Annotated in this window: 22 protein-coding genes; 15 read left to right on the plus strand and 7 right to left on the minus strand. The window is 66.2% G+C overall.

Translation table 11 applies throughout. The annotated features are described in order from the left end of the window. Nucleotides 1-62: 62 nt before the first annotated feature. Nucleotides 63-1,232, minus strand: coding sequence for a GGDEF domain-containing protein (locus EDE12_RS03125; RefSeq protein ID WP_026599720.1), 1,170 nt, complete (start codon nt 1,230-1,232; stop codon nt 63-65). An 84-nt stretch (nt 1,233-1,316) separates the two neighbouring features. On the opposite strand from EDE12_RS03125, the gene EDE12_RS03130 reads away from it, so the two are divergent. Then, nucleotides 1,317-2,600: a dicarboxylate/amino acid:cation symporter gene (locus tag EDE12_RS03130; protein ID WP_051592689.1), complete on the plus strand. Its 1,284-nt coding sequence runs from the start codon at nt 1,317-1,319 to the stop codon at nt 2,598-2,600. An 8-nt stretch (nt 2,601-2,608) separates the two neighbouring features. On the opposite strand, the gene EDE12_RS03135 is transcribed toward EDE12_RS03130, so the two are convergent. Then, nucleotides 2,609-3,469 (minus strand): CoA ester lyase, encoded by an 861-nt coding sequence (locus EDE12_RS03135; RefSeq protein WP_026599718.1) that lies wholly within the window; start codon nt 3,467-3,469, stop codon nt 2,609-2,611. A 93-nt stretch (nt 3,470-3,562) separates the two neighbouring features. On the opposite strand from EDE12_RS03135, the gene EDE12_RS03140 reads away from it, so the two are divergent. Genes EDE12_RS03140 through EDE12_RS03150 form a run of 3 tightly spaced genes read left to right on the plus strand, consistent with a single transcriptional unit; the run spans nt 3,563 to nt 5,699 of the window. Further along, nucleotides 3,563-4,282 carry a carbonic anhydrase gene (locus EDE12_RS03140; RefSeq protein WP_026599717.1) on the plus strand — a complete coding sequence of 240 codons (720 nt, stop codon included), beginning with the start codon at nt 3,563-3,565 and terminating at the stop codon, nt 4,280-4,282. Nucleotides 4,283-4,284: 2 nt separating this feature from the next. After that, nucleotides 4,285-5,163 (plus strand): TIGR01459 family HAD-type hydrolase, encoded by an 879-nt coding sequence (locus EDE12_RS03145; protein WP_036291257.1) that lies wholly within the window; start codon nt 4,285-4,287, stop codon nt 5,161-5,163. Nucleotides 5,164-5,222: 59 nt separating this feature from the next. Then, nucleotides 5,223-5,699 (plus strand): MaoC family dehydratase, encoded by a 477-nt coding sequence (locus EDE12_RS03150; protein WP_024878034.1) that lies wholly within the window; start codon nt 5,223-5,225, stop codon nt 5,697-5,699. A gap of 22 nt (nt 5,700-5,721) precedes the next feature. Here EDE12_RS03150 and tam read toward each other — a convergent pair whose 3' ends face one another. Next, complete coding sequence (tam, locus tag EDE12_RS03155) at nt 5,722-6,495, minus strand: trans-aconitate 2-methyltransferase (RefSeq protein WP_026599715.1); 774 nt, start codon at nt 6,493-6,495, stop codon at nt 5,722-5,724. Between the two features lie 275 nt (nt 6,496-6,770). Between tam and EDE12_RS03160 the strand changes: the two genes are divergently transcribed. After that, nucleotides 6,771-7,415: a hypothetical protein gene (locus EDE12_RS03160; RefSeq protein WP_134187978.1), complete on the plus strand. Its 645-nt coding sequence runs from the start codon at nt 6,771-6,773 to the stop codon at nt 7,413-7,415. Nucleotides 7,416-7,417: 2 nt separating this feature from the next. On the opposite strand, the gene EDE12_RS03165 is transcribed toward EDE12_RS03160, so the two are convergent. Beyond that, nucleotides 7,418-8,317, minus strand: a complete 900-nt coding sequence (locus EDE12_RS03165) for a polysaccharide deacetylase family protein (RefSeq protein WP_024878030.1) — start codon at nt 8,315-8,317, stop codon at nt 7,418-7,420. A 94-nt stretch (nt 8,318-8,411) separates the two neighbouring features. Here EDE12_RS03165 and mgtE point away from each other — a divergent pair, with 94 nt between their 5' ends. The 5 genes from mgtE to EDE12_RS03190 all read left to right on the plus strand — a co-directional run bounded on the left by mgtE (nt 8,412) and on the right by EDE12_RS03190 (nt 12,748). Further along, complete coding sequence (gene mgtE / locus EDE12_RS03170) at nt 8,412-9,824, plus strand: magnesium transporter (RefSeq protein WP_026599713.1); 1,413 nt, start codon at nt 8,412-8,414, stop codon at nt 9,822-9,824. Between the two features lie 83 nt (nt 9,825-9,907). Beyond that, a complete protein-coding gene (locus tag EDE12_RS03175; RefSeq protein WP_024878028.1) occupies nt 9,908-10,867 on the plus strand; it encodes a GH25 family lysozyme in 960 nt (319 codons plus the stop codon). Then, complete coding sequence (locus tag EDE12_RS03180; protein WP_051592592.1) at nt 10,864-11,262, plus strand: hypothetical protein; 399 nt, start codon at nt 10,864-10,866, stop codon at nt 11,260-11,262. Before EDE12_RS03175 ends, EDE12_RS03180 begins: the two co-directional genes overlap by 4 nt. 316 nt (nt 11,263-11,578) lie before the next feature. Beyond that, entirely contained in the window at nt 11,579-12,043 is a 465-nt protein-coding gene (locus EDE12_RS03185) for a cupin domain-containing protein (protein ID WP_084484753.1), read from the plus strand. Nucleotides 12,044-12,349: 306 nt separating this feature from the next. Continuing rightward, nucleotides 12,350-12,748, plus strand: a complete 399-nt coding sequence (locus EDE12_RS03190; protein ID WP_026599710.1) for a hypothetical protein — start codon at nt 12,350-12,352, stop codon at nt 12,746-12,748. Between the two features lie 100 nt (nt 12,749-12,848). Here EDE12_RS03190 and EDE12_RS03195 read toward each other — a convergent pair whose 3' ends face one another. Next, nucleotides 12,849-14,720, minus strand: coding sequence for an alkaline phosphatase family protein (locus EDE12_RS03195; protein ID WP_024878024.1), 1,872 nt, complete (start codon nt 14,718-14,720; stop codon nt 12,849-12,851). A gap of 389 nt (nt 14,721-15,109) precedes the next feature. On the opposite strand from EDE12_RS03195, the gene EDE12_RS03200 reads away from it, so the two are divergent. Together EDE12_RS03200 and EDE12_RS03205 are read left to right on the plus strand one after the other, a co-directional pair. Continuing rightward, a complete protein-coding gene (locus EDE12_RS03200; protein WP_024878023.1) occupies nt 15,110-15,922 on the plus strand; it encodes a uridine kinase in 813 nt (270 codons plus the stop codon). Between the two features lie 8 nt (nt 15,923-15,930). Continuing rightward, nucleotides 15,931-16,764 carry a molybdenum storage protein subunit alpha gene (locus EDE12_RS03205; RefSeq protein WP_024878022.1) on the plus strand — a complete coding sequence of 278 codons (834 nt, stop codon included), beginning with the start codon at nt 15,931-15,933 and terminating at the stop codon, nt 16,762-16,764. Between the two features lie 74 nt (nt 16,765-16,838). Here EDE12_RS03205 and EDE12_RS03210 read toward each other — a convergent pair whose 3' ends face one another. Next, nucleotides 16,839-18,284 carry an MDR family MFS transporter gene (locus EDE12_RS03210; protein WP_026599709.1) on the minus strand — a complete coding sequence of 482 codons (1,446 nt, stop codon included), beginning with the start codon at nt 18,282-18,284 and terminating at the stop codon, nt 16,839-16,841. Then, nucleotides 18,281-19,411, minus strand: a complete 1,131-nt coding sequence (locus EDE12_RS03215) for a cobalt-precorrin-5B (C(1))-methyltransferase (protein WP_036291989.1) — start codon at nt 19,409-19,411, stop codon at nt 18,281-18,283. Before EDE12_RS03215 ends, EDE12_RS03210 begins: the two co-directional genes overlap by 4 nt. Before the next feature lie 95 nt (nt 19,412-19,506). Between EDE12_RS03215 and EDE12_RS03220 the strand changes: the two genes are divergently transcribed. The 3 genes from EDE12_RS03220 to phaZ all read left to right on the plus strand — a co-directional run bounded on the left by EDE12_RS03220 (nt 19,507) and on the right by phaZ (nt 22,469). Continuing rightward, nucleotides 19,507-20,058 (plus strand): YbhB/YbcL family Raf kinase inhibitor-like protein, encoded by a 552-nt coding sequence (locus EDE12_RS03220; RefSeq protein WP_026599707.1) that lies wholly within the window; start codon nt 19,507-19,509, stop codon nt 20,056-20,058. A gap of 3 nt (nt 20,059-20,061) precedes the next feature. Continuing rightward, on the plus strand, nt 20,062-21,039 hold the full coding sequence (gene cbiB / locus EDE12_RS03225; RefSeq protein ID WP_026599706.1) for an adenosylcobinamide-phosphate synthase CbiB: 978 nt from the start codon (nt 20,062-20,064) through the stop codon (nt 21,037-21,039). Between the two features lie 167 nt (nt 21,040-21,206). Beyond that, on the plus strand, nt 21,207-22,469 hold the full coding sequence (gene phaZ, locus EDE12_RS03230; RefSeq protein WP_024878017.1) for a polyhydroxyalkanoate depolymerase: 1,263 nt from the start codon (nt 21,207-21,209) through the stop codon (nt 22,467-22,469). Nucleotides 22,470-22,519 lie beyond the last annotated feature (50 nt).

Below are 22,519 nucleotides of genomic sequence, written 5' to 3' on the forward strand. Positions count from 1 at the left end.
GATGCGACGGGGGCGGCGACTATATAGCGACCGACGAAGGGCGAAGCGATGATCGGCGCTGCTCAGCCCTGGATCTCCTTCAGTCTCGCCCCGCGGGCGACGCAGACGCGATCGCGGCCCAGCGTCTTGGCGCGGTAGAGCGCTTCGTCCGCGCGGCGCATGGCGTGGGAGAAGCTCTCGTCCGCGGCGATTTCGGCGACGCCTATGCTGACGGTGATCGGGGGCAGGCGCGGCGTGACATGCAGCGCCGCCGCCTGCCGGATCATCTCGGCGACGCGCCGTCCTCGAGCGAGCGGCGCGCCTGCCAGGAAAATGACGAACTCCTCTCCGCCCAGGCGGCCGGCGAGCGCGCCTTCGGGGGTCGTCAGCCGCAGCAGCGCGGCGAAATATTGCAGAACCTCGTCGCCGACCGCATGGCCGAATCGATCATTGACCCGTTTGAAGTGATCGAGATCGAGGAGAACGACCGTCGTCGGATCGCGCTCGGCCTGCGCGCTCGCGAGCCGAGGCGCGCAAGCGAGGTCGAAGCCGCGCCGGTTCAAGAGCCCGGTCAATTGATCGATCTCCGCCGCGCGGCGCGCCTCGCGGATCGCCTCCTGCGCGACGATGAGCAAGGTGAGCAGCCCCGCCGCGATCAGCAGAACGCCCGTCGCCGATTGCGAGGCGATCGCATAGGAGCTCGCGACATATTCGCTCGGCGTGCGGCCGACGCCGAAGGCGGTCGCGAAAAACGGCTTTATGATGAAATGCGCCGCGATCACCCCATAGAGGCCGGCGAGCGCTATTTCGAGCGCCGCGCGTCGGCCCGCGAGCAGGATGATCCAGCCGCAGCAGGCTGTCGCCAGAGCATAGGGCGTCTGATAGACGAGGTTGAAGGCGAGACTGTCTTGCGGCCATTCGCCGATCGCCGCGCCGCTGAGCAGCGCCGCGCCATAGAGCCCCGCGACGGCGCTCCAGCGCGGGCCGCGACCATAGAAGCGGGCGAGAGAGGCCGACATCAGAAACAGGCCCGCGCAAAAGCCCACATAGTTCAGCGCGCCGAAGATATCGGGCCAGACTCCCAAGTGAACGACGAAAAGGCACAGCGGAGCCGACATTCCGAGCATGTAGCTCGCAGCGAACCACAACGCCCGGCGGTCGGCCGGATTGGCCAGAGCGACGAAGGCGAAGCTCGCAGCGAACAGCGCTGCGATCATGACATTGACGATGAGAGCGTAGGACGCGCCGAGCATGGGACTCCCGAGACGCCGGGAATAGACCTATAAGGTTGACAATTCGCGTCATTTTCATGTCGGCGATCATTGGAGGACGAAAGATTGCGATCGAAGGAGACAGAGACGTCGGCCGGCCTCATCGCGCATTGGCGCGCCATTCCGCTCTATGCGCGCATCATCGTCGCCGTGGCGCTCGGCGTCGTCGCCGGCCTCGCGCTCGGCGATTCGGCGCATATCCTCGGGACGCCGGCCAAGCTCGTCCTGCGCCTGCTGGGCGCGCTGGCGCCGCCGCTGATCCTGCTCGCCATCGTGCAGGCGCTCATGCGCGCGCATCTCGCTGGCGGGCAGGCGCTGCGCCTCGTCGCTCTGCTCCTCACCAATACTCTGGTGGCGATCTTCATCGGACTCGCGGTGGCCAATGTGCTGCAGCCGGGCGCCTGGACGACGGCAGCCCCCGGCGCCCCGGCGAAATCTGCGGGCGGCGCGGCCGATCCGCTGATGCAATTTCTCGACAGCGTGCCGAAGAGCATTCTGGGGCCTTTCGGCGACAATGGCGCGGTGATGGGCGTCATCTTCATCGCCGTCGCTTTCGGAATCGCGCTGCGCGGGCTGCGCACGCATGAGGTGCGCACGGTGGAGGACCTCGTGCATGTGGCGCTGACGAGCCTCATCACCATTCTGCATTGGATCATCGATGTGGTGCCGCTCGCCGTCTTCGGCCTCATCGCCAGCATCGTCGGGGTGAGCGGCTTTCGCGATTTTCTCGCGCTCGGCGGATTCTTCATCGCTGTGCTGACGGCGCTGGCGCTGCAATTCGTCTATTACGCGCTGCGCATAAGGCTCGGCTCATGGGCGAGCCCGCTGCATGTGGTCGCCGGCGTGCGCGACGCGCTGCTGATGGCTTTTTCGACCGGCAGCTCCACGGCGACCATGCCGCTCACCTATGAGCTCTTGCGCGAGCGCGTCGGATTGCGCGAGCAATCGGCGAGCATGGGCGCGCTGGTCGGCTCCAATTTCAACAATGACGGCACGGCGCTCTATGAGGCGATGGCGGCGCTCTTCGTCGCGCAATTGCTGGGGCTGCATTTGACGTTGGGGCAGCAATTTTTGGTGGCGCTGACTTCCGTCGTCGCCTCTGTGGGCGCTGCCGGCATTCCAGAGGCCGGCCTCGTGACCATGACCATGGTGTTCCGCGCCGTCGCGCTGCCGACGGATTACATCGCGCTGCTGCTGACGATCGACTGGCTGCTGGATCGCTGCCGCACGGCGATCAATGTGATGGGCGATGTGACGGTGAGCTGCCTGCTGGACGGCAAAACGCGGGCAAGCGAAACGCGGGCAAGCGAAACAGGGGAAGGCGAGGGCTCGTCGCCCCCGCCCCTTTGATGAGCCGCTCAGGCCGCGCCGGAGAGCGCCAGCGTGCGCCGCGCGCCGTCGAGATGCAGGCGCTCCACCATGCGGCCGTCGATCTGCGCGACGCCGATCGACGCATTCTCCGGCGCGTCGAACAGCTCGACGATCTTGCGCGCGAATTCGATCTCGGCCGGCGAGGGCGCGAAGACCTCGTTGACCGTGGCGATCTGGCCCGGATGGATCAGCATCTTGCCGTCCATGCCGAGATCGCGGCCCTGCTCGGCCTCGCGGCGCAGCCCATCGAGATCGTTGAAATCATTGTAGATACCGTCGATGATATCGACATCGTGCAGACGCGCCGCCAGCACTGAGGCAGAGAGCCAGGAGACCAGCGCCGGCCGGCCCGGCGTCAGCCTTGCGCGCGTCGATTTGGCGATGTCGTTCGGCCCCAGCATCATGGCCGAGAGCGGCGCCTCCTGCGCGGCGCTGGCGATCTTTTCAATGTCGAAAAGCGCGCGCGGCGTCTCGATCATCGCCCAGAGCGTGGTGTGGGCGGGCGCGCCGGCGGCCTTCATATCGCGCGCGGCGCGCAGAATATCGTCCCGGCTATTGGCCTTGGGGACGACGATGGCGTCCGGCCCCGCCGCGGCGACGGCGGCGATATCGGCGGCATACCAGGGCGATTCGAAGACATTGACGCGCACGATGATCTCGCGGGAGCCATAGCCGCCGCCCTTCACCGCGGCGACGACCTGCTCGCGCGCCGCCTCCTTGGCGGCCTCGGCGACCCCGTCCTCGAGCTCGAACATCAGCACATCGGCTGCGAGCGTCTTGCCCTTCTCCAGCGCTCTGGCGTTGGAACCCGGCATGGCCAGCACGCTGCGTCGCGGTCGCGAAATCATGGCTCTCTTTTTCTCCCCTTGCCTCGTCGGTCGCGCTCCACAATAAAGGAGCCGCCGCCGGCGCGCCATCGCCGGCCGTCACGAGGAGCGAATATGACCGAAGCCGGCCCGACAGAGCAGCCCGGCGACATTCTCCCCGCCCATCTCGAGAAAGGCTACGAGACCTTTCTCGCCGGGCGGTTTCGCAGCGAGCAGCAGAGATTCCACGAGCTGGCGGCGGAAGGCCAGAAGCCGCGGACGATGGTGATCGGCTGCTGCGATTCGCGCGTCGCGCCGGAGGCGATCTTCGACGCCGGGCCGGGCGAGCTGTTCGTCATTCGCAATGTCGGCAATCTCGTGCCGCCCTATGCGCCGGACAATCAATATCACGGCACCTCGGCGGCGCTGGAATATGCGGTGATGGCGCTGAAGGTGAATCACCTCGTCATTCTCGGCCACGCCCAATGCGGCGGCGTGCGCGCCTATGCGGAGAGCCAGGCCGATCCCTACACGCGGCCGCTCTCGGCCGGCGATTTCATCGGCAGCTGGATCAAGCTGCTGGCCCCGGCCGCCGAGCGCGCCGGCGCCATTCCAGACCCTCTCACGCCCGATTATGTCGAGCGGCTCGCCTTCGAATCGATCAAGCAGGGCGTCGCCAATCTGCGCAGCTTCCCCTGGATCGCGACATTGGAGCAGCGCCATTATCTCTCGCTGCACGGCGCCTATTTCGGCGTGATGGACGGCAGGCTGCTGGCGCTGGATGAGGCCACGGGCCAATTCTCGCAGGTCGCGCCGCAGGCCCATGCCGCCGCCTTCGCCCAGCCGCGGTTCTGAATATGGCGATCCCGCAGATCGACGGCCTGTCGCAGCTCGCCGATCGCTATGACGCGATCCTCTGCGACGTCTGGGGCGTGCTCATCGACGGACGCTCGCATTTTCCGGTCGCCGCCGAGGCGTTGGAGAAATTCCGCGCCCGCGGGGGCAAGGTGGCGCTCGTCACCAACGCCTCGCGGCCGAGCGAGGAGGTCCGCCGGCAGCTCGACGGGCTCGGCCTGCCGCGCGCCGCCTATGACGATCTCGTCAGCGCCGGGCAATTGACGCTGGAGCAGATGGTCGCGCGCGACGGCGAGGCGTGCCATCACCTCGGCCCGCCGCGCGACAATGGGCTTTTCGAGGCCGCCGATCGGCTTCTCGGCGGAAAATTCCGCCGCGTCCCGCTCGAGGACGCCGATTATGTCGTCTGCACCGGGCTCATCGACGAGCGCCGCGAGACGCCGGACGATTATGCGAGAACGCTGGAGCGCATGCGCGAGCGCGGCCTGCCCATGCTCTGCGCCAATCCCGACATTGTGGTCGGCATCGCCGGGGAGCTGGTCTATTGCGCCGGCGCTCTGGCCGAGCGTTACGCCGCGCTGGGCGGCGAGGTGGTGATGGCCGGCAAGCCCTATCTTCCGATCTACGCCGCCGCTCTCGGCCGCATCGCCGCTCTCGCCGGCGAGGCCCCCGCCCGCGTTCTGGCGATCGGCGACGGAGTGGCGACGGATTTGCTGGGGGCTTCCCGCGCCGGCCTCGACTCGCTGTTCTTGACCGAGGGGGTGCATCGCGACGAGCTCTACCCGCCGCCGGACCGCCGGCTGGACGTGGCCGCAATGGGGGCGCTTCTGGCCGGGGCCGGAGTCAAACCGGTTGCATTTGCGCCGTTTCTGGTGTGGTAGATGGAGAAACGGCCCAGCGGCCTCTTCCGCCTGGGCGACAAAGGCCGGTGACCGCATCCATGTCGACGCCCTTCAAGACCTATTATTTCGAAGACCTCGCCATTGGAATGCGCGAGACCTTGATGAAGGCCGTCATGGACGACGACGTGATCGCCTTCGCCGATCTCTCCGGCGACCGCAATCCGATCCATCTGTCGGACCATTTCGCCAGCAAGACGCGCTTCGGCGAGCGCATCGTGCACGGTCTCTACACGGCCTCGCTGATCTCCACCGTCATCGGCATGTATCTGCCGGGGCCGGGCGCGGTCTATCTGTCGCAGACGCTGAATTTCCGCGCCCCGGTGAAGATCGGCGACGTGATTCACGTCGTCGTCGAGATCGTCGAGCTGATCGAGAAGGGCCGCCGCGCCCGCCTGCACTGCGAATGTCTGGTGGACGGCAAGGTGGTGCTGGACGGCGAGGCCTGGGTCATGGTGCCGAGCCGCGAGCAGGCGACCCGCGCCGCGCAATTGGCCAAGCCCGCCGCCTCCGCCTGAGCCGCGGCGTCTTCGCTGCGGCTCATTTGCGGCGCGCCACGATGAACAGCCGCGGAAAGAGCAGCAGAATCTTTCCGTCCGTCCGGCGCGGATAGGCTTTGGCGAGCGCCGCTCGATAGGCGGCGACGAAGTCTCGCGCCTCCCCCTCCGTCAACGGCGCGAGAAACGGGCGCAGCCCTGTCGCTCTCACCCATTCGACGATCGCATCCGCCCCCGCCAGCGGATGGGCGTAGGTCGTGCGCCAAACATCCGTCTCGCAGCCCGCTTCGTGCAGCAGATCGTAATAGGTCTCGGCGGTGAGGATTTTCGAGCGGATCGCCGAGGCGTCGCCGATTTTCTGCGCCCAGGGTCCGGCGACGGCGGTCTCCCGCATCAGCCGATGGCTCGGCTCGTCCTGATTATCGGGCATTTGCACGGCGAGGACGCCGCCCGGCGCGAGCTCGGCGACGAGGCGGGGGAGCAGCGCGCGATGATCGGGGAGCCATTGCAGCGAGGCGTTGGCGAAGAGGAGATCGGGCGCCGCATCGGGACGAAAATCGGCGATGTCCGCTAAGGTGAAGTCGGCGGCGGGGAGGCGGGCGCGGGCGGTGGCGATCATGGCGGGCGAGGAATCGACGCCGAGCAGACGGGCTGTGGGAAAACGCCCGGCCAGCAATTCTGCGCTATTGCCCGGCCCGCAGCCGAGATCGATGATGAAGCTGGGCGCCTCGAGCGGAATGCGAGCCAGCAGCTCGCGCGCGGGCCGCGTGCGTTCTGTCTCGAAAGTCGAATAGAGAAGCGCATTCCAGTCGGCCATGATCGAGCCAATTCATCTGTCGCGGCCTCTGCGAGCCCGCTCGAGCGGCGCCGCTCGGCCGCATCATCCCTCGCCAATGCGGCGAGGATTCGTCCTTCGGCTCCTGCGCTCACGGACTTGCGCGTCGCAGACACGGGGCGGCCCTTCCAGCGCCGAACTCGCGCCCTTTTTCGCCGCCACGCTCACGTAGAAAACGTCTTCGGCGCCAGCATGATAGAAGATGACACGCGGCAATGTGGGACATGAGGCGAGGAGACAAGGGCATGAGCGCGGGCATGAGCGTCAGACCTACGCTGTCCGGCGCCCTATTGGCCGCCGGCCTTGCCGCCACCACGGCCATGGCGGGCGATCTCGGCTATCCGGCCTCGGCGCTCGGCGAATTTTCGAGCAAGCCGCGCAGCGCCTTCGACAGTGCGCCGCCGCTCGCCGCGCCTTTCGTCCTGCCGGCGGACCCGGAGCAGACGGCGACCACGGCTCCCGCCCAACCTCCCGCCCAACCTCCTGCCCAAGCTCCCGTCCAAGCTCCCGTCCAAGTTCCAGCCCAAGCTCCCGCCCGAGCCCCGGTCCGAGCTCACGCGCCGCCTCCGGCCGCCGCCGCGCCGGCGCCGGTCGCCGAGGCCGAGGAGCCGGCGCCGCCGCCCTCCGATACGGCTCCCGCTCCTGCAGGCGCGCTCGACGAATATGAGGCGCGCTGCTTCGTGAAGCTCCAGGGCCGCGTCGTGACCGCCAAGCCGTGCCGCATCCTGCGCGAGCCGAAGGAAATCATCTTCGAGATCGACGAAGGCCCGCTGACGATCAAGCTGCGGCAGGGCCGCGTCTGGACCGCGCGGCTCAAGGATCACGATCTCGGCAATGTCTACCAGACCGGCCCCTGCTGGGGCGCAAAGGGTTTCTACGCCTGCGACCGCGGGAAGCTCTGATTTTACTGCGATTTAACGCCCCGGCCTTCTTCCTGCGGCTCGCTGCGCAGGCCCTTGGGGCCGAGCGTCTTGGCGATGATCGCCTCGGTCGCCGACGTCCAGCCGGGCTTCGCATGGGCGATGGGCGTCGGCCCTTCGCCGGGGACGATGTGAACGAGGCGGAAGCCGCGCGCTTTCAGCTCGCGTAGAAAATCCGGCATCATCGCCGCCGTCGAGGGCCGCGGATCGTGGAACAGCACGATGCCCTTGCCGGCCGCCTGCAGCCGCGACATCACCAGCTCCAGCTCGGCGCGCGGCGACATTTCCTGCCAGTCCGAGGCCCAGAGATCGGCGCCGAAGACCGAGACGTCGCGGTCTTCCAGCCAGCGCACCAGCTGCGGCGTGTCGGCGAAGCCGGGAAAGCGGAAGAAGGGGAAATGCGGCGAGGGCTCGCCGGTGGGAAAGCCAGCGGCGGCGTCGACGGCGCGGAAGCCTTTTTCTATGTCGGCCTGCGCCGTATCCTCGCTCATCAGCCGCAGCGTGCGGGCGGGGTGGCTATAGGAATGATGTCCGGCGTTATGCCCTTCGGCGACGATGCGACGGACCAGCGCCGGCGATTCCGCCGCATGGGAGCCGACGAGAAAGAAGGTCGCCCGCGCGCATTCCGCCTTCAGCGCATCCAGCACGCGCTCGGTCGCGCCATGGGCCGGGCCGTCGTCGAAGGTGAGGACGACCTCGTGATCGGCGAGGGCCAGCGTGCGCGGATAGGTCTGCAGGCCGAGCGCCAATCCCTCGCTTCCGTCGATCGCGATCGTCCGCGAGACGCCCAGCGCCTGCGCGCCGCATTCGGCCGCGCCGGCGGCGGCGGGCATGAGGGCGAGCAGAGCCGCAGTAAGACGAAAGAGAGTCGAAAGAACATGCATAGGCGGTTTGCTTTCCCGGCGCGGCGCGTTATGGGAGCCCTGTCCCGGTCTCGCCGGCCGGTTGGCTCCCCTCGCGCATCGATCAGGCCCCCATATGTCGCAAGACCATGAAAAATCGGCGCCTGCGGAAGGAAATTTTCGTGACGAGGAAACCGGCGAGCCGCGCGCCGATTTCGTCGCCGCGGTGGAAGAGGCCATCGCCGAAGGCGATTCCAGCCATGTGAAGGAGCTGGTCTCCCCGCTCCACGAGGCGGATGTCGGCGCGCTGATCGAATTGCTCGATCACGAGGAACGCCCGCGCCTCGTCGAGCTGATGGGCGACGAGTTCGATTTCGCCGCTCTGACCGAGATCGGGGAGTCGACGAGAGAAGATATCCTCGAGGAGCTGCCGGTCGCGACGCTCGCCGAGGCGATGCGCGAGCTCGAGAGCGACGACGCTGTCGCTATTCTGGAGACGCTGGAGCCCAAGGAGCAGGCCGAGGTCCTCGAGGCGCTGCCGGCGCAGGAGCGCATCATTTTGCGCCGCTCGCTGGAGGCCGCCGAGGGCACGGCCGGGCGCCTGATGCAGACCACGCTGATCGCCGTGCCGCCCTTCTGGTCGGCGGGCGAGGTGCTGGATTTCTTCCGCGCCACCGAGCCGGACGAGCTGCCGGACAATTTCTTCGAGGTCTTCGTCGTCGATCCGGCCTATCGGCTGCTCGGCACGGTTTTTCTCGACGCGCTGGTGCGCGCCCATCCCAAGACGCGCGTCGAGGAGATCATGCAGGCGGACCGCCGCCGCGTGCAATTCGACGAGGACACCGAGGAAGTGGCGCGCCTCTTCGAGCGCTATAATCTTGTGTCCGTTCCCGTGGTGGACGAGGCGGAGCGGCTCGTCGGCGTCATCACCATCGACGACGTCGTGGACGTCATTCAGGAGGCGGCCTCCGAGGAGATCAAGGCGCTCGGCGGCGTCAGCCCGGACGAGGAGCTGACCGACAGCTTCTGGTGGATCGTCAAGAGCCGCTTTCTCTGGCTCCTCATCAATCTCGGCACCGCCTTCATCTCGGCGAGCGTGCTGAAGACCTTCGAATCGCAGCTGCAGCAAATGGTGGCGCTGGCCGTGCTCGCGCCCATCGTCGCCAGCCAGGGCGGCAATTCGGCGACGCAGACGATGACGGTGACGGTGCGGGCGCTGGCGACGCGCGAGCTCTCGCGCTCCAACGCGCTTCGCATCATAATGCGCGAGCTGGCGACGGGGGCCTTCAATGGCGCGGCTTTCGGCGTGATCACGGGGCTCGTCGCGGCCAATTGGTTCCAGACGATCGGCCTCGGCCCGGTGATGGCCATGGCCATGTTCACCAATCTCGCCGCCGGCGCGCTGGGCGGCATTCTGGTGCCCATGCTGCTCGAGCGCTGGAAGGTCGATCCGGCCGTCGCCTCCAGCGCCTTTGTCACCACTGTCACCGATGTCGTCGGCTATGGTTCCTTTCTGGGCATAGCCACGTTATGGTTCCGCCTGGGTTGAGTCGCGCGGCCGAGACTGTGGCGAATCGCGCCGGCTTTGGGGAATTAACGCTTCGTTACCGGCTTGCGGGATATTTTCGCGCAATGCGATCGAACGAGATTTTCGCGGCTGCGGCCGCCGTCCTCCTTTCCACGGCCCTCTCCGGCTGCGGCAGCGCCGTGGATCCGTCCTATAGCGCGCGCCCGCGCTTTGCGACCAGCGCGCCGCTGGTCAACACGCGCAAGGACCCGACCTATCTCGCCTATGCGGTGCCGGAGTCGCAGCTGCACGCCTATCCGGCGACGCGCAGCGCCGAATTCTCCGTGCATGGCGTCGATGTCTCCAAATATCAGGGCGATATCGACTGGCAGGCGGTGAAGGAGTCCGGCGTCGGCTTCGCCTTCATCAAGGCGACCGAGGGCGGCGACGCGCTCGACTCCAAGTTCCAGCGCAATTGGGCGGCGGCCAAGGCGGCCGGCGTGCCGCGCGGCGCTTATCATTTCGTCTATTGGTGCCGGCCCCCGCATGAGGAGACCGGCTTTTTCAAATCGGTCGTGCCGGTGGAGCCGGACGCGCTGCCGCCGGTGCTGGACGTGGAGGCGACGCCCACCTCGCGCAGCTGCAAGCGCACGCTCTATCGCGAGGAAGTGCTGCGCGACATGCGCGTCATGCTCCAGGATATGGAGCGCCATTACGGCAAGAAGCCGATCATCTACAGCTCGGTGGATTTCTATCAGGCGATCCTGCATTCCGGCGCGCTGGCGGAATATCCGATCTGGGTGCGCTCGACCAAATATCATCCGGCGGTGCGCTATGGCGACCGCAAATGGACCTTCTGGCAATATCGCTCCGACGGGCATGTGCCCGGAATCTCCGTCGCCGTGGATCAGAACACATTCAACGGCAGCCATGCGCAATGGCGGGAATGGCTCGCCGATCAGACCGGGCTGAAGGCGCAGCCGGTCGCCACGGCGGCCGCCAAGCCGATCGACGATCGCAGCATAGAAAAGCTGATCGAGGAGGATCCGGCGATGCTGCCCTCCGCGATGAAGAACGCGCAGTGATCCCCCGCCGGGCGGCGCGCGTGCGAGCCTTTTGGCTCGCCCTCGCGGCGACGCTGCCCGCGGCCGAAGCGGCCGGCTGCGAGACCGGCGATCCTTCGCTCGCCGGCCATTATTATCTCAGCGGCGTGATGGAGACCGGCTCCGAGCTGCTGTTGCGGCCGGACGGGCGCTTCGACTATATGCTCGCCTATGGCGCGCTGGACGAGATCGCCTCCGGCTGCTGGTCGCGCCAGGGCGATGTGGTGACGCTCGCCGTCTCGAAATTTCAGGCGAGCATGGACGATCCGATGAAATTCGATCGGCTCGCTCTGACCGTCACGCCGCGCGGCGGCCTGTCGCGCCGGTTCGAGGGCGGCCGAACCGGCGTCTATTCGCGGCCGCGCGGCGGCCGCTGAGCGCGCCCGGAGCTGCGCTCGAGCGAAATCCGGGCCGTTTTGAAATTCGCATTTTGCCCCTGAGCGGTCATTCGATATCGACAAGAATTTCGTGCAGGCTCCTCGAGGATCAGAACGTGTTCGAGGTCAAACAGTGGCCGCGTCACGGCTTTCCGATTTGGGCGCGTTGCGTTGTCGAGGCGGTCTAATTCGCATACCTACCTTCGCTCTTCAGACTTTTGGGATTATGCTGCTTCCAACAGGATATTGGCGTAGTTTGGCGTCCGTCCTCCAAGGTCGAGCGCTTCCCCATGGGAAGCAAAAAAGAGCGTGTGCAATGCCCGCTATCAGACCAACGCAATTCGTGACCGAGGATCGAAAGCCCGGCGATGTCTGCGGACCAGCGAGTACGCTCTGGATCAGTGAAGCGGCGGGGCTGACGCAGTTCGGCGCCCTCATCGAGATCCTCGAGCCCGGGTCACTGTCCTCCCTCGAGCATTGGCACAGCGCTGAGGACGAGTTGCTCTATGTCCTGGAAGGCGAAGTAACGCTGATCGAGGGCGCTACCGAAACGATTCTCCGCGCTGGCGATGCAGCCGCTTTCAAAGCTGGCGTCGCGATTGGCCACCATCTGCACAACCGCAGCGAACAACCAACTCGCTGCCTGGTTATGGGCGCGCGTGCGCCTATCGATAAAATCACATATCCGGATCATGATCGGGTCTGCCATCGAGATCGCTCCCTTCCCGACGACATCTGGACCGACGGCGCAGGGACGCCGGCAACTAACCCATATGCTTGAGATCTAGCGCTTCTGTATCGTTGAACGGCGTGCCGATTCATTCTCGATATTCGAAGCGATGCGTTTGGCGCCTCGGCGAAATTCGGCATGCCCACCGCCACTCTGCCGCCCCCTTGCCCAATCGCTGGCCAAGGCGGGCGAAATCGTCTAGTGTGCCGGAACATTCGAGAGCATCAACGCTTTTGAAGGATTCTCGGCGTCGTAATATCGACGCGGTTTCGAGCGTGTGCGCCGTTTAACGAATTTTCCAAAGGCCCGGACGGGGAACGTCCGAGGCGACGCCTTCTGAGACGAAAGGATGAGGCCATGCGGCTTGCTGCGGCGATCTTCGCCACTTGCGTATCTTTTTCCGCGCTGGCGCTCGAATTGCCCGCCGCATCCCCGGCGGATATGGCCCCCGCCGCCGTCGCCCAGCTCGACGTCCGCGTCCCCGAGACCGCTCCGGTCGTCGATGTCGCGCCTCTCCCGCCCGTGATCGAGCGCTCGGTCGTCGCGCGGCCGGCGCCGGCCGCCGCGCATCGCAAGGTCAGGCGCATCGCCCGGCGGCCCGGCGCGCTCGCGCATCATTCGGCGCCGCCGCGCCGCCGCATAGAGGCGCGCGCGCCCCTCCTTCCGACGCCTGTAGCGGAGGCGCTGCGCCCCGCCCCGCGGCGTTGCGACACCATCGCCTGCCCTCGCTTCGTGCTCGTCGGCGTCGGCTTCTGAAGAGAACCGATCTCACGAAATGACGCGGCCGCGCCGAAGAGGCGCGGCCTTTTTCGTTTCATGAGGCCGCGTCGCTGCGGACGCGGCCTCCACTCATGCTTCAGCGGTCACGGCGGTGATCGTGATGGCCGTGATGGTCGTGATCATGATCGTCGTCGTGATCGTGATCTCGATCGGCAAAGACGAAGAGATCGACGAGATCGCCGATGGCCGGCCGATTGGCGGGAATATAGGGATTCTCGCGCGAGGGAATCGGGTTCGGCAGATTGTCGCGGCTGAGATGCGAGACTGTCGGCAGCTTCCAGTTCCGCTCGATGAATTTCAGCAGCGAGATATGGTCGTAATAAGTATGGTCGACATAGCCCTTCTTGGCGTAGGGCGAGACCACGATGAGCGGAATGCGCGTGCCGTCGCCGAAGAAGTCCACCGGCTGAATATAGCCCGAGTCGTAATAGCCGCCGCCTTCGTCCGTGGTGATGAAGATCGCCGTGGAGTCCCAGGCGGAGGAGCCCTGCACGCGCGCGATCAGCGTCTTCAGGAATTGCTCATAGAGATGGCTGGTCGAATCGGCAGGATGCGCGGCGAAGGCCTCGAAGGGACGCACGAAGGAGACGGCCGGCAGCGCGCCATCGGTCAGATCGGTCAGGAAAGCGCCATAGTTCTGCAGCTTGGCGTATTCGCTCGTCGTCATCACCTGCAGATAGCCGGTGAGCGGATCGCAAATGCCGCAATAGGCGTGGAAGGGCGCCCCGCCCGCCACGGGGAAATTCACGCCATCGACGGAATTGGCGAAGACGGTGGGATCGTCGCCGCGATCGGCGCTGTAATATTTCCACGACACGCCATGCGCGGTCAGCACATCGACGATGGTCGAGGCCTTCTGCGGCGGCAGGGTGAAGTTCGTCGCGCCGAGCGCGCGCGTCACCGAGGGCTTCTCGTTCCAATACATGTTGTAATTGTTGACGAGGTAGTAATGCCCCGGCGCGCATTTGCGCTCATAGGTCCCGTTTCTGCGCAGCTGCTGATCGACAGCGGCGACGCCCGGCTGCGAGAGATCATGGCAGTTCACATAGGAGCCGCCGCTATAGCCGTCCTGCGTGTAGTAATTATTCGTGCCGCTGACCGGATCGGGATTCTCGATCTGATTGACGGGCGGCGTCGCGGGCGAGCCGTCGAGACGCGCGGGATCGGTATAGAAGGCCGCATGGCCGGTGACGATCGCCTGGAAATTGGCGCCCGTGCCGCCCATCACCGCCTGATGAAAATTGTCGCTGATCGCATAAGAATCGGCGAGCGATTTGAAATAGGGCGCGTCGCCGGTCTGCGCGACGCCATGCGCGTCCGTATAGGCGTTCATGTTGAAGAAGCCCATGGAGATCGCGCCCTCCTTGGGATCGAAGCCGGCGGGGGGCTTGCCGTTGGAGCCGGTGCCGATCGTCTTCTCCACCCAGACGAATTTGTCGAGCTTGCCGCCGTCCCACTGCTGCCACATCTGGAAGAAGCGATGCACGGGGTCGCCGGTGTAAGCGGCGTAGGAGACATATTTGCTGATCTGATAAGGCCCGTTGGGCAGATCGGTCGGGAAGCGCGTATCCGGCACGCCCTGGGGAACGCCGGCCGCATAAGTGGTGTAGGGCTGCGGCAGCGTGGCGTAGGCGCCGGTCGAAGGCGTCACCACCTCATAATGATGGAGATCGGAGCCGATGTTCTGCGCCGCCTCGGAGAAATGCGGGCCGGGCGTTCCATCGGCCTTGATGATGCCCTTGCTCAGCAGATTGTCGACGCTCTGACCGGCGGCGGGACGATAGCCGCCGAAGAGATTGTCGAATGTGCGATTCTCGCCGACGACGATGATGACATGCTTGATCGGCGTCCGTGTGGACGGATCGGCCTTGGCGGAGATCGTGATCGACGTCGCGGTGAGCGCCGTCGTCGCGAGACAGGCGCTCTTCAAAAGCAGACGTATGTTCATGTGGCCCTCGCATTTTCAGAGGAAAAGCACTTTTCCAATCTCGAGGCCGGCGCTCGCCGTGAGCGTCGCGGCAGGCCAAGCTAGCGACGCCCGATCTCAGCGCGATGGCTGCGCAATGAAGCTCTCGTGACTGCGGTGGCGCTATCGGGCGCGAGCGCCGAGGCGACGTGCGACTTTGCCGCATGCTTGACGCGCCCCGCTCCGCGACTAGCTGACTGTCTAGAAATGCGCGTTTTTCGTTGTTTTTTCCGACAAAGTAGAAGAAGCCGGAAATTTGCGGCTTTCCCGCCAATCGCGCATCGTTTTCGCATATTGCGAGACTCTTCAACGCGTTCTACCTACACGCATGTAGTCGACGACAGCAGCAACAATGACGAAAGGCGTCACTGATGGCACATACGACAGCGGAGCTCGAGGCGATCCTCATGCAGCGCTCGCTCACCGACGTGGAACTTCTCGCGGCGGCGGACAAGGCCGAGGATTTTCGCATCCTGCCGGACGCGTCGGTGATCAAGATCGGGGGGCAGAGCATCATCGATCGCGGCCGCTCGGCGGTCTATCCGCTCGTCGATGAGATCGTCACCGCGCGCAAGACGCATCAGATGCTGATCGGCACGGGCGCCGGCACGCGCGCGCGTCATCTCTATTCCATAGCGGCGGGCGTCGGCCTGCCGGCGGGCGTGCTCTCGCAGCTCGGCGCCTCGGTCGCCGATCAGAACGCCGCGATGCTCGGACAGCTGCTCGCCAAGCACGGCATTTCCGCGGTGGAAGGCGCCGGCCTCTCGGCTGTGCCGCTCTATCTGCAGGAGGTCAACGCCGTCGTGTTCAGCGGCATGCCGCCTTATAATCTTTGGATGCGTCCGGCGGCCGAGGGCGTCATTCCGCCCTATCGCACCGACGCGGGCTGCTTCCTCATCGCGGAGCAATTCGGCTGCAAGGCCATGATCTTCGTCAAGGACGAGCAGGGCCTGTTCACCGCCAATCCCAAGACCGACAAGAATGCGAAATTCATCCCCAAGATCACGGTCGACGAGATGAAGGAGCAGGGCCTGCAGGATTCGATCCTCGAATTTCCGCTGCTCGATCTGCTGAAGTCCGCGCGTCACATCCGCGAGGTGCAGATCGTCAACGGCCTCGTGCCCGGCAATATGACCCGCGCTCTTTCCGGCGAGCATGTCGGCACCATCATCACCGCGAGCTGAGACAGACCATGACCCACACTTACAACATCAAGCATGTCGCCTCTCCGCTCGCGCGGCAGACCCTTCTCGACTCCGAGCTGACGCGCCCCGTCGCCGGCAAGCGGCCGATCCGCGTGCTGCCCTGGCTGCAGGTGGTGAAGATCGGCGGCCGCGCCATCATGGATCGCGGCGCCGAGGCGATCCTGCCGCTGGTGGAGGAGATCCGAAAGCTCATGCCCGAGCATCGGCTGCTCTTCCTCACCGGCGCCGGCGTGCGCGCGCGTCACCTCTATGGCGTCGGGCTCGATCTCGGCCTGCCGGTCGGCTCGCTGGCCCCGCTCGCCGCGAGCGAGGCCGGCCAGAACGGCCACATACTCGCGTCGCTGCTCGCGCCGGAAGGCGTCTCCTATATCGAGCATCCGACCATCGCCAATCAGCTGGCGATTCATCTCAGCGCGACCCGCGCCGTGGTGGGCAGCGGCTTTCCGCCCTATCACCATCATGAGTTCCCGGGCTCGCGCATCCCGCCGCATCGGGCCGACACGGGCGCCTTCCTGCTCGCCGACGCCTATGGCGCCGCCGGCCTCACGATAGTGGAGGATGTGGACGGTCTCTACACGAGCGATCCCAACGGTCCGGACGGCGAGAAGGCGCAGCTCATCCGCGAGACGAGCTTCTCCGAGCTCGCCGATCACAAGGGCACGCTGCCCTTCGACCGCGCCTTGCTCGAGGTGATGGCGACCGCGCGCCATATCGATCATGTGCAGATCGTGAACGGCCTCGTCCCCGGCCGCCTCACTGCCGCTCTGCGCGGCGAGCATGTGGGCACGATCATCCACACGGCCGCGCGCCGGAACAGCTGACGAAAGCAAGACCGACATCTCGCGCCGTCGATTTTCGATGGCGCGAGATATACGCATGATGGGCGAGGCGACGCTCACCCCTCCCCGTGCAAATTCCTCTCCTCCATGCGCGCGAGGAAGAAGAAGCACAGAGCGATGAACATCGCCCCCACCAGAAAAGCCGTGCGGAAGGTCTCGCGCAGCGCTTCCACATCGGCGCGGGTGGCGGCTTCGGCCACGAGAGCGCCATGGCCGGCGCCGATGACGATCGCGCCCATGATCGCCACGATCAGCGCCGCGCCCAGCTGCCGCGAGAATTGCATCACCGCTGTCGCCGTGCCGAGATTATGCCCCGGCGCCGCGCTCTGCACGCAGACCGTCGTCACCGGCAGCATGGCTCCGACGCCGAGGCCGACGATCGCCAGCAGCGCATCCAGCGCGGCGAGCGGCAGATCGGCGAGAAATTGCCGCGCGGCGAGCAGAGCGACGAAAGCGAGAACGAGCGCCGTCAGCGGCGCCGCCTTGTAATGGCGCACACGGCCGAGCAGCCGTCCAGAGATGGTGGCGCCGGTGACTGTCGCCACGGTCAGCGGGATCAGCGCGAGGCCGGATTGGTCGGCTGAGAGGCGCAGCGCGCCCTCGAAATAAATCGGCATATACATGGTCAGCGCGACGAAGGTTCCGAGCCCGAATCCGCCCGCGAGAATGGCGTTGCGAATGACGTCGTCGGCCAGCACGGCGAGCGGGATCAGAGGCTCCTCCGCCGTCTTGGTGCGCCAGGCGAAGATCGCCCAGCCGGCGAGCGCCGTGGCCAGCATGGCGAGAATGGGCGCCGAGCCCCAGGGATAGCGCACGCCGCCCCAGGAGAGCGCGAGCAGCGAGGCGACCGACGCGATGACGAGCAGCGCGGCGCCGCCGACATCGACGCGATGCGGATGGCGGCGCAGCGGCAGCCGCGCCAGCTTGAAATAGGTCATGAAGAAAGCCGCGAGGCCGAGCGGCAGATTGATCCAAAAGATCAGCGACCAATGCAGATATTCCGCGAAGACGCCGCCGAGGATCGGCCCGCCGACGCTGGCGCCGGCGAAGACGACCGAAAAATAGGTGAGCGCGCGGCCGCGCTCGCGCACGCTGACGAGATCGGCGATGATCGTCTGCGCCAGCGCGATGAGCGCGCCGCCGCCCGCGCCCTGCACCGCGCGCGCGATGGCGAGCAAGGTGAGAGTCGGCGACACGGCGCAGGCGAGCGAGCCGAGCACGAAGGTGAAGATGCCGATCAGCAGCATCACGCGCACGCCATGAATATCGGCGAGCTTGCCATAGAGCGGCGTCAGCGCGGTCGCGGCCACGAGATAGGCGGTGACGATCCAGGGCAGATGCTCGAAATCGCCGAGGTCCTGGCCGATCGTCGGCAGAGCGGTGGCGACAATGGTCTGGTCCAGCGCCGAGAGCAGCATGGCGAGGCCGAGCCCGATCATGATCTGCAGCATCTCGCCTCTACTCAGATCGGCGTGCGAGAAGCCGGCGGCGGGCTTGTTCACTTTTGGGGGTCCTCTCCGCGAATCGCTGGGCGAAAGCCTGAGCTTGCGAGTATGGCGCCGTCGCGGCCGACGACGATGATCTCGAGCGCGGTCGCCGGATTGGCGAGCGCCGCTGCGGCCGTGTCCCATGCGCGATGCGCGATCGGCGCAGCGAGGTCCAGCCCGGCTCCACGGGCGGTCGCCTGCGCCTCCAGCGCGCTATTGGCTTTTTCGATCGCCGCGCAGAGCGCCTCGCCGGCGCCGGCCGCGCGGGCGGTCGCCGCGAGATCGGGTAGATCGACCGAGGAGCGGCTGGAGTGAAGGTCGAGCCGGCCCTGCGCCAGCTTGGTCAGCTTGGCGAAACCGCCGGCGAGGGTCACGCGCGGAACCGTATGCCTGCGCAAATATTTCAGCAGGCCGCCGGCGAAGTCGCCCATTTCGATCAGCGCCTCCTCCGGCAGGCCGTAGAGCTTGCGCACGGCGTCTTCCGAGGTGGAGCCGGTGGTCGCGGCGATATGGTCGAGGCCGCAGGCGAGGGCGACGTCGACGCCGCGATGGATGCTGTCGATCCAGGCGGAGCAGGAATAGGGCACGACGATTCCCGTCGTGCCGAGAATGGAGAGCCCGCCGATTATGCCGAGCCTTCCGTTGAGGGTCGAGCGGGCGAGCTCCTCGCCATTCTCGACGGAAATCTCGATTTGCGCGTCCGGCGCTGCGCCGAGCTCGGCGGCGGCTTCCGCTATCGCCTGCCGCATCATGGCGCGGGGAACGGGGTTTATGGCCGGCTCGCCCGGCGGCAGCGGCAGGCCGGGGCGCGTCACCACGCCGACGCCGGGGCCGGCCGCAAAGCTCACCCCCGCGCCAGCCGGCGCGCGCCGCACCTTCGCGCGGATCAGCGCGCCATGGGTGACGTCGGGATCGTCGCCGGCATCCTTCACCACGCCGGCCTCGGCATAGTCCTCGCCGCGGGTGAATTGCGCGAGCGCGAAGGCGACGCGCCTTCCGCCCGGCAGGCCGATCTCCACCGGATCGGGCGGCTCGCGCCCGGAGACGAGCGCGACGAAGGCCGCCCGCGCCGCCGCAGTGGCGCAGGCGCCGGTGGTCCAGCCGCGGCGCAGCGGGGGTTTTGTCGGGTCCGCGTCTGTCATGGGCGACACATAAACCGCATTCTCTCCGCGCGACACTGCGCGCGAGTTGGACTAGAAGAATGTCCTCGTCCAGAGCAGCGAGACAGGGGGCCGAAATGACGCGCAATCTCCTCGATTTCCATATTCTCCTCGCGCCGGCGGAGGCCGCGGGCGGCGGCTTTTCGCTGTCCAGCCCGGATATCGCCGAGGGCGCGACCATCGATCGCAAATTCGTTTTCAACGATTTCGGCGGCACGGGCGACAATGTCTCGCCACAGCTGAATTGGAGCGAGCCGCCGGCGGGAACCAAGAGCTTCGCGCTCTTCTGTCATGATCCCGACGCGCCGACCGGCGGCGCCGGCTTCTGGCACTGGCTCGTCGTCGATATTCCCGCCTCCACGCGCGCGCTGGCGCAAGGCGCCGGAGCGGTGGGCGACGCTGGTCTCCCGGCGGGCGCGAAGCCGATCCGCAACGACTATGGCTTTTCCCATTGGGGCGGTCCTTGCCCGCCGGTCGGCGATCCGCCGCATCGCTATGTCTTCACCATCTATGCGCTGAGCATCGAGACGGTGGAGGCGCCGGAGGGCGCGACGGCCTCGCTCGTCGGCTTCATCGTCAATCAGAATGTCCTCGCCAAGGCGAGCCTCACCGGCCTCTACGGCCGCTGAGCTTTGCTCGCTGCTCTCGCGGATAATTTGGCGCTCGCCGCGCTCGGTCTTTCGATCGAGGCGGCGATCGGCTATCCGCAATGGCTCTTCGCCGCCATCGGCCATCCGGTCACTTGGATCGGCGCGCTGATCGCCGCGCTCGATCGCCGGCTCAATCGGGGTGGCGCGCCGCCGCTGCTGCGTCGTCTCGCCGGCGTCGGCGCGATCCTCATCGTCGTCGCCATCGCTTGCGGGATCGGCCTTCTGCTGCAGGCGGCCTGCCTCGCTCTGCCTTTCGGGATTGTCCCGCTGGCCGTGCTGACCTCGAGCCTCTACGCCCAGCGCAGCCTCTATTCGCATGTGAAGGATGTGGCCGAGGAGCTCGACCGTTCGCTCGAGCGCGGCCGCGCCAGCGTCGCAAAAATCGTCGGACGCGACGTCTCGCGGCTGAATGAGGCGGGCGTGAGCAGGGCGGCGATCGAAAGCCTCGCCGAGAATTTCTCGGATGGGGTCATCGGCCCGGCCCTCGCCACCGTCTTGTTCGGACTGCCCGGGGCACTCATATACAAAGGCGTGAATACGGCCGACAGCATGATAGGCCACAGGACGATGCGACACGAAGCGTTCGGTTGGGCGAGCGCCCGATTGGACGATCTCCTCAATCTTCCCGCCGCGCGCCTCTCGGCGGCTCTCATCGCGATAGGCGCCGCGCTGACGGGGACCTCCTTCCGGGCCGCGATTTCGACCTGCCTGCGCGATGCGGGCGCGCATGCCTCGCCCAACGCCGGCTGGCCGGAGGCGGCGATGGCCGGCGCCCTGGATTTGCGGCTCGGCGGCCCGCGCGCCTATGGCGCCCATGAGGTCGCGGGCGTCTGGCTCGGCTCGGGCCGCGCAGAGGCGACGCCGGCGGATATTCGCCGCGCCTTGCGGATTTTCAGCTGCGCCGCGGCGACGGCGATCTGCGCTTTCGCAGGCGCCGCTCTGGTGTTGCTCAGTAATTGAGCAGATTAGCTGGTGCTCGAGCGGGCGAAGTGAAAAATTTTTGGCGCCTAGCGCAAAACATCACCAGATTTCATTTCAGGAGACATTGACTATGCTATAATTTCTTTTTTGTGCGTCGCAGCACAGCTCGAATGAGCGGCGGCCGCGCATGAAGGGAGCGTGGAGAGATGGACCGGATATCGTACCAGTTCTATGAGATGATGCATCTGGCTTTCGCCCCGGCGCGGGCGATGTCGGACGCGACTCTCACGACCTTCAAGAGCCCGTTCAATCCCTTCGCGCATACGTCGGTAGGGCGCAGCGTCGCGGCGGCGGCGGAATTGTTCGAGCGCATGACGCGCCGCTATGGCAAGCCGGTCTTCGATCTTCCCGAGACGCTCGTCGATGGCGTGGCGACGCCCATCGTCGAGGAGGTGGTGTGGGAGCGGCCTTTCTGTCGGCTGCTGCATTTCCAGCGAATCTTCCAGGGCGAGGCGCCGCGCCAATCCAAGCTGCTGATCGTCGCGCCAATGTCCGGCCATTACGCCACGCTGCTGCGCGGCACGGTCGAGGCCTTTTTGCCGAGCCATGACGTCTACATCACCGATTGGTGCGACGCGCGTTCCGTGCCGACCGAGAAAGGCGTCTTCAGTCTCGACGATTATGTCGATTATCTCGTCGATGCGCTGCGCCTCTTGTCGAAGCGCGACGATGGCGTTCCGCTGCATACGCTCGGCGTCTGCCAGGCGTCCGTGCCGCTCATCTGCGCCATTGCGGCGCTGGATGGCGAGGGCGGCGTCGATGCGCCGGAATCCATGGTGCTGATGGGCGGACCGATCGATCCGCGCCGCAGCCCGACGGCGGTCAATCGCCTCGCCGTGGAGCGCGGCGTCGACTGGTTCCATCGCAATTGCATCCACAGCGTGCCCTTTCCCCATGCCGGGTTCGGGCGCAAGGTCTATCCGGGCTTTCTGCAGCTCTCGGGCTTCATGGCGATGAATCTCGAGCGCCATGTCGCCGCGCATTTCGATATGTTCAACCATCTCGTCGAGGGCGACGGCGATTCCGCCGAGAAGCATCGCGACTTCTACGACGAATATCTCGCGGTCATGGATCTCGCCGCCGAGTTCTATCTCGAGACGGTCGAGAAAGTGTTCATCCGCCATGAGATTCCGCAGGGCCTGCTGCGCCACCGCGGCGAGATCATCGATCTTTCCGCCATACAGCGCACCGCGCTGCTGACGGTGGAAGGCGAGAAGGACGATATCTCCGGCGTCGGCCAGACCTACGCCGCGCAAGAGCTGTGCGCCAATATTCCGGAAGTCCGCAAGCAGCATTATCTGCAAGAGGGCGTCGGCCATTACGGCGTCTTCAACGGCTCGCGCTTCCGCCGCGACATCGTACCGCGCATCCGCGATTTCTTCACGCGGGTGGAGACTTATTCCAGCTGAGCGGCGCGCGCTTCTCCCCGCGCGCTTCGCGGCGGGGAGAAGCCTCGAAA

It is taken from the genome of Methylosinus sp. sav-2 (assembly GCF_004366495.1).
In the GTDB taxonomy this organism is placed as follows: domain Bacteria; phylum Pseudomonadota; class Alphaproteobacteria; order Rhizobiales; family Beijerinckiaceae; genus Methylosinus.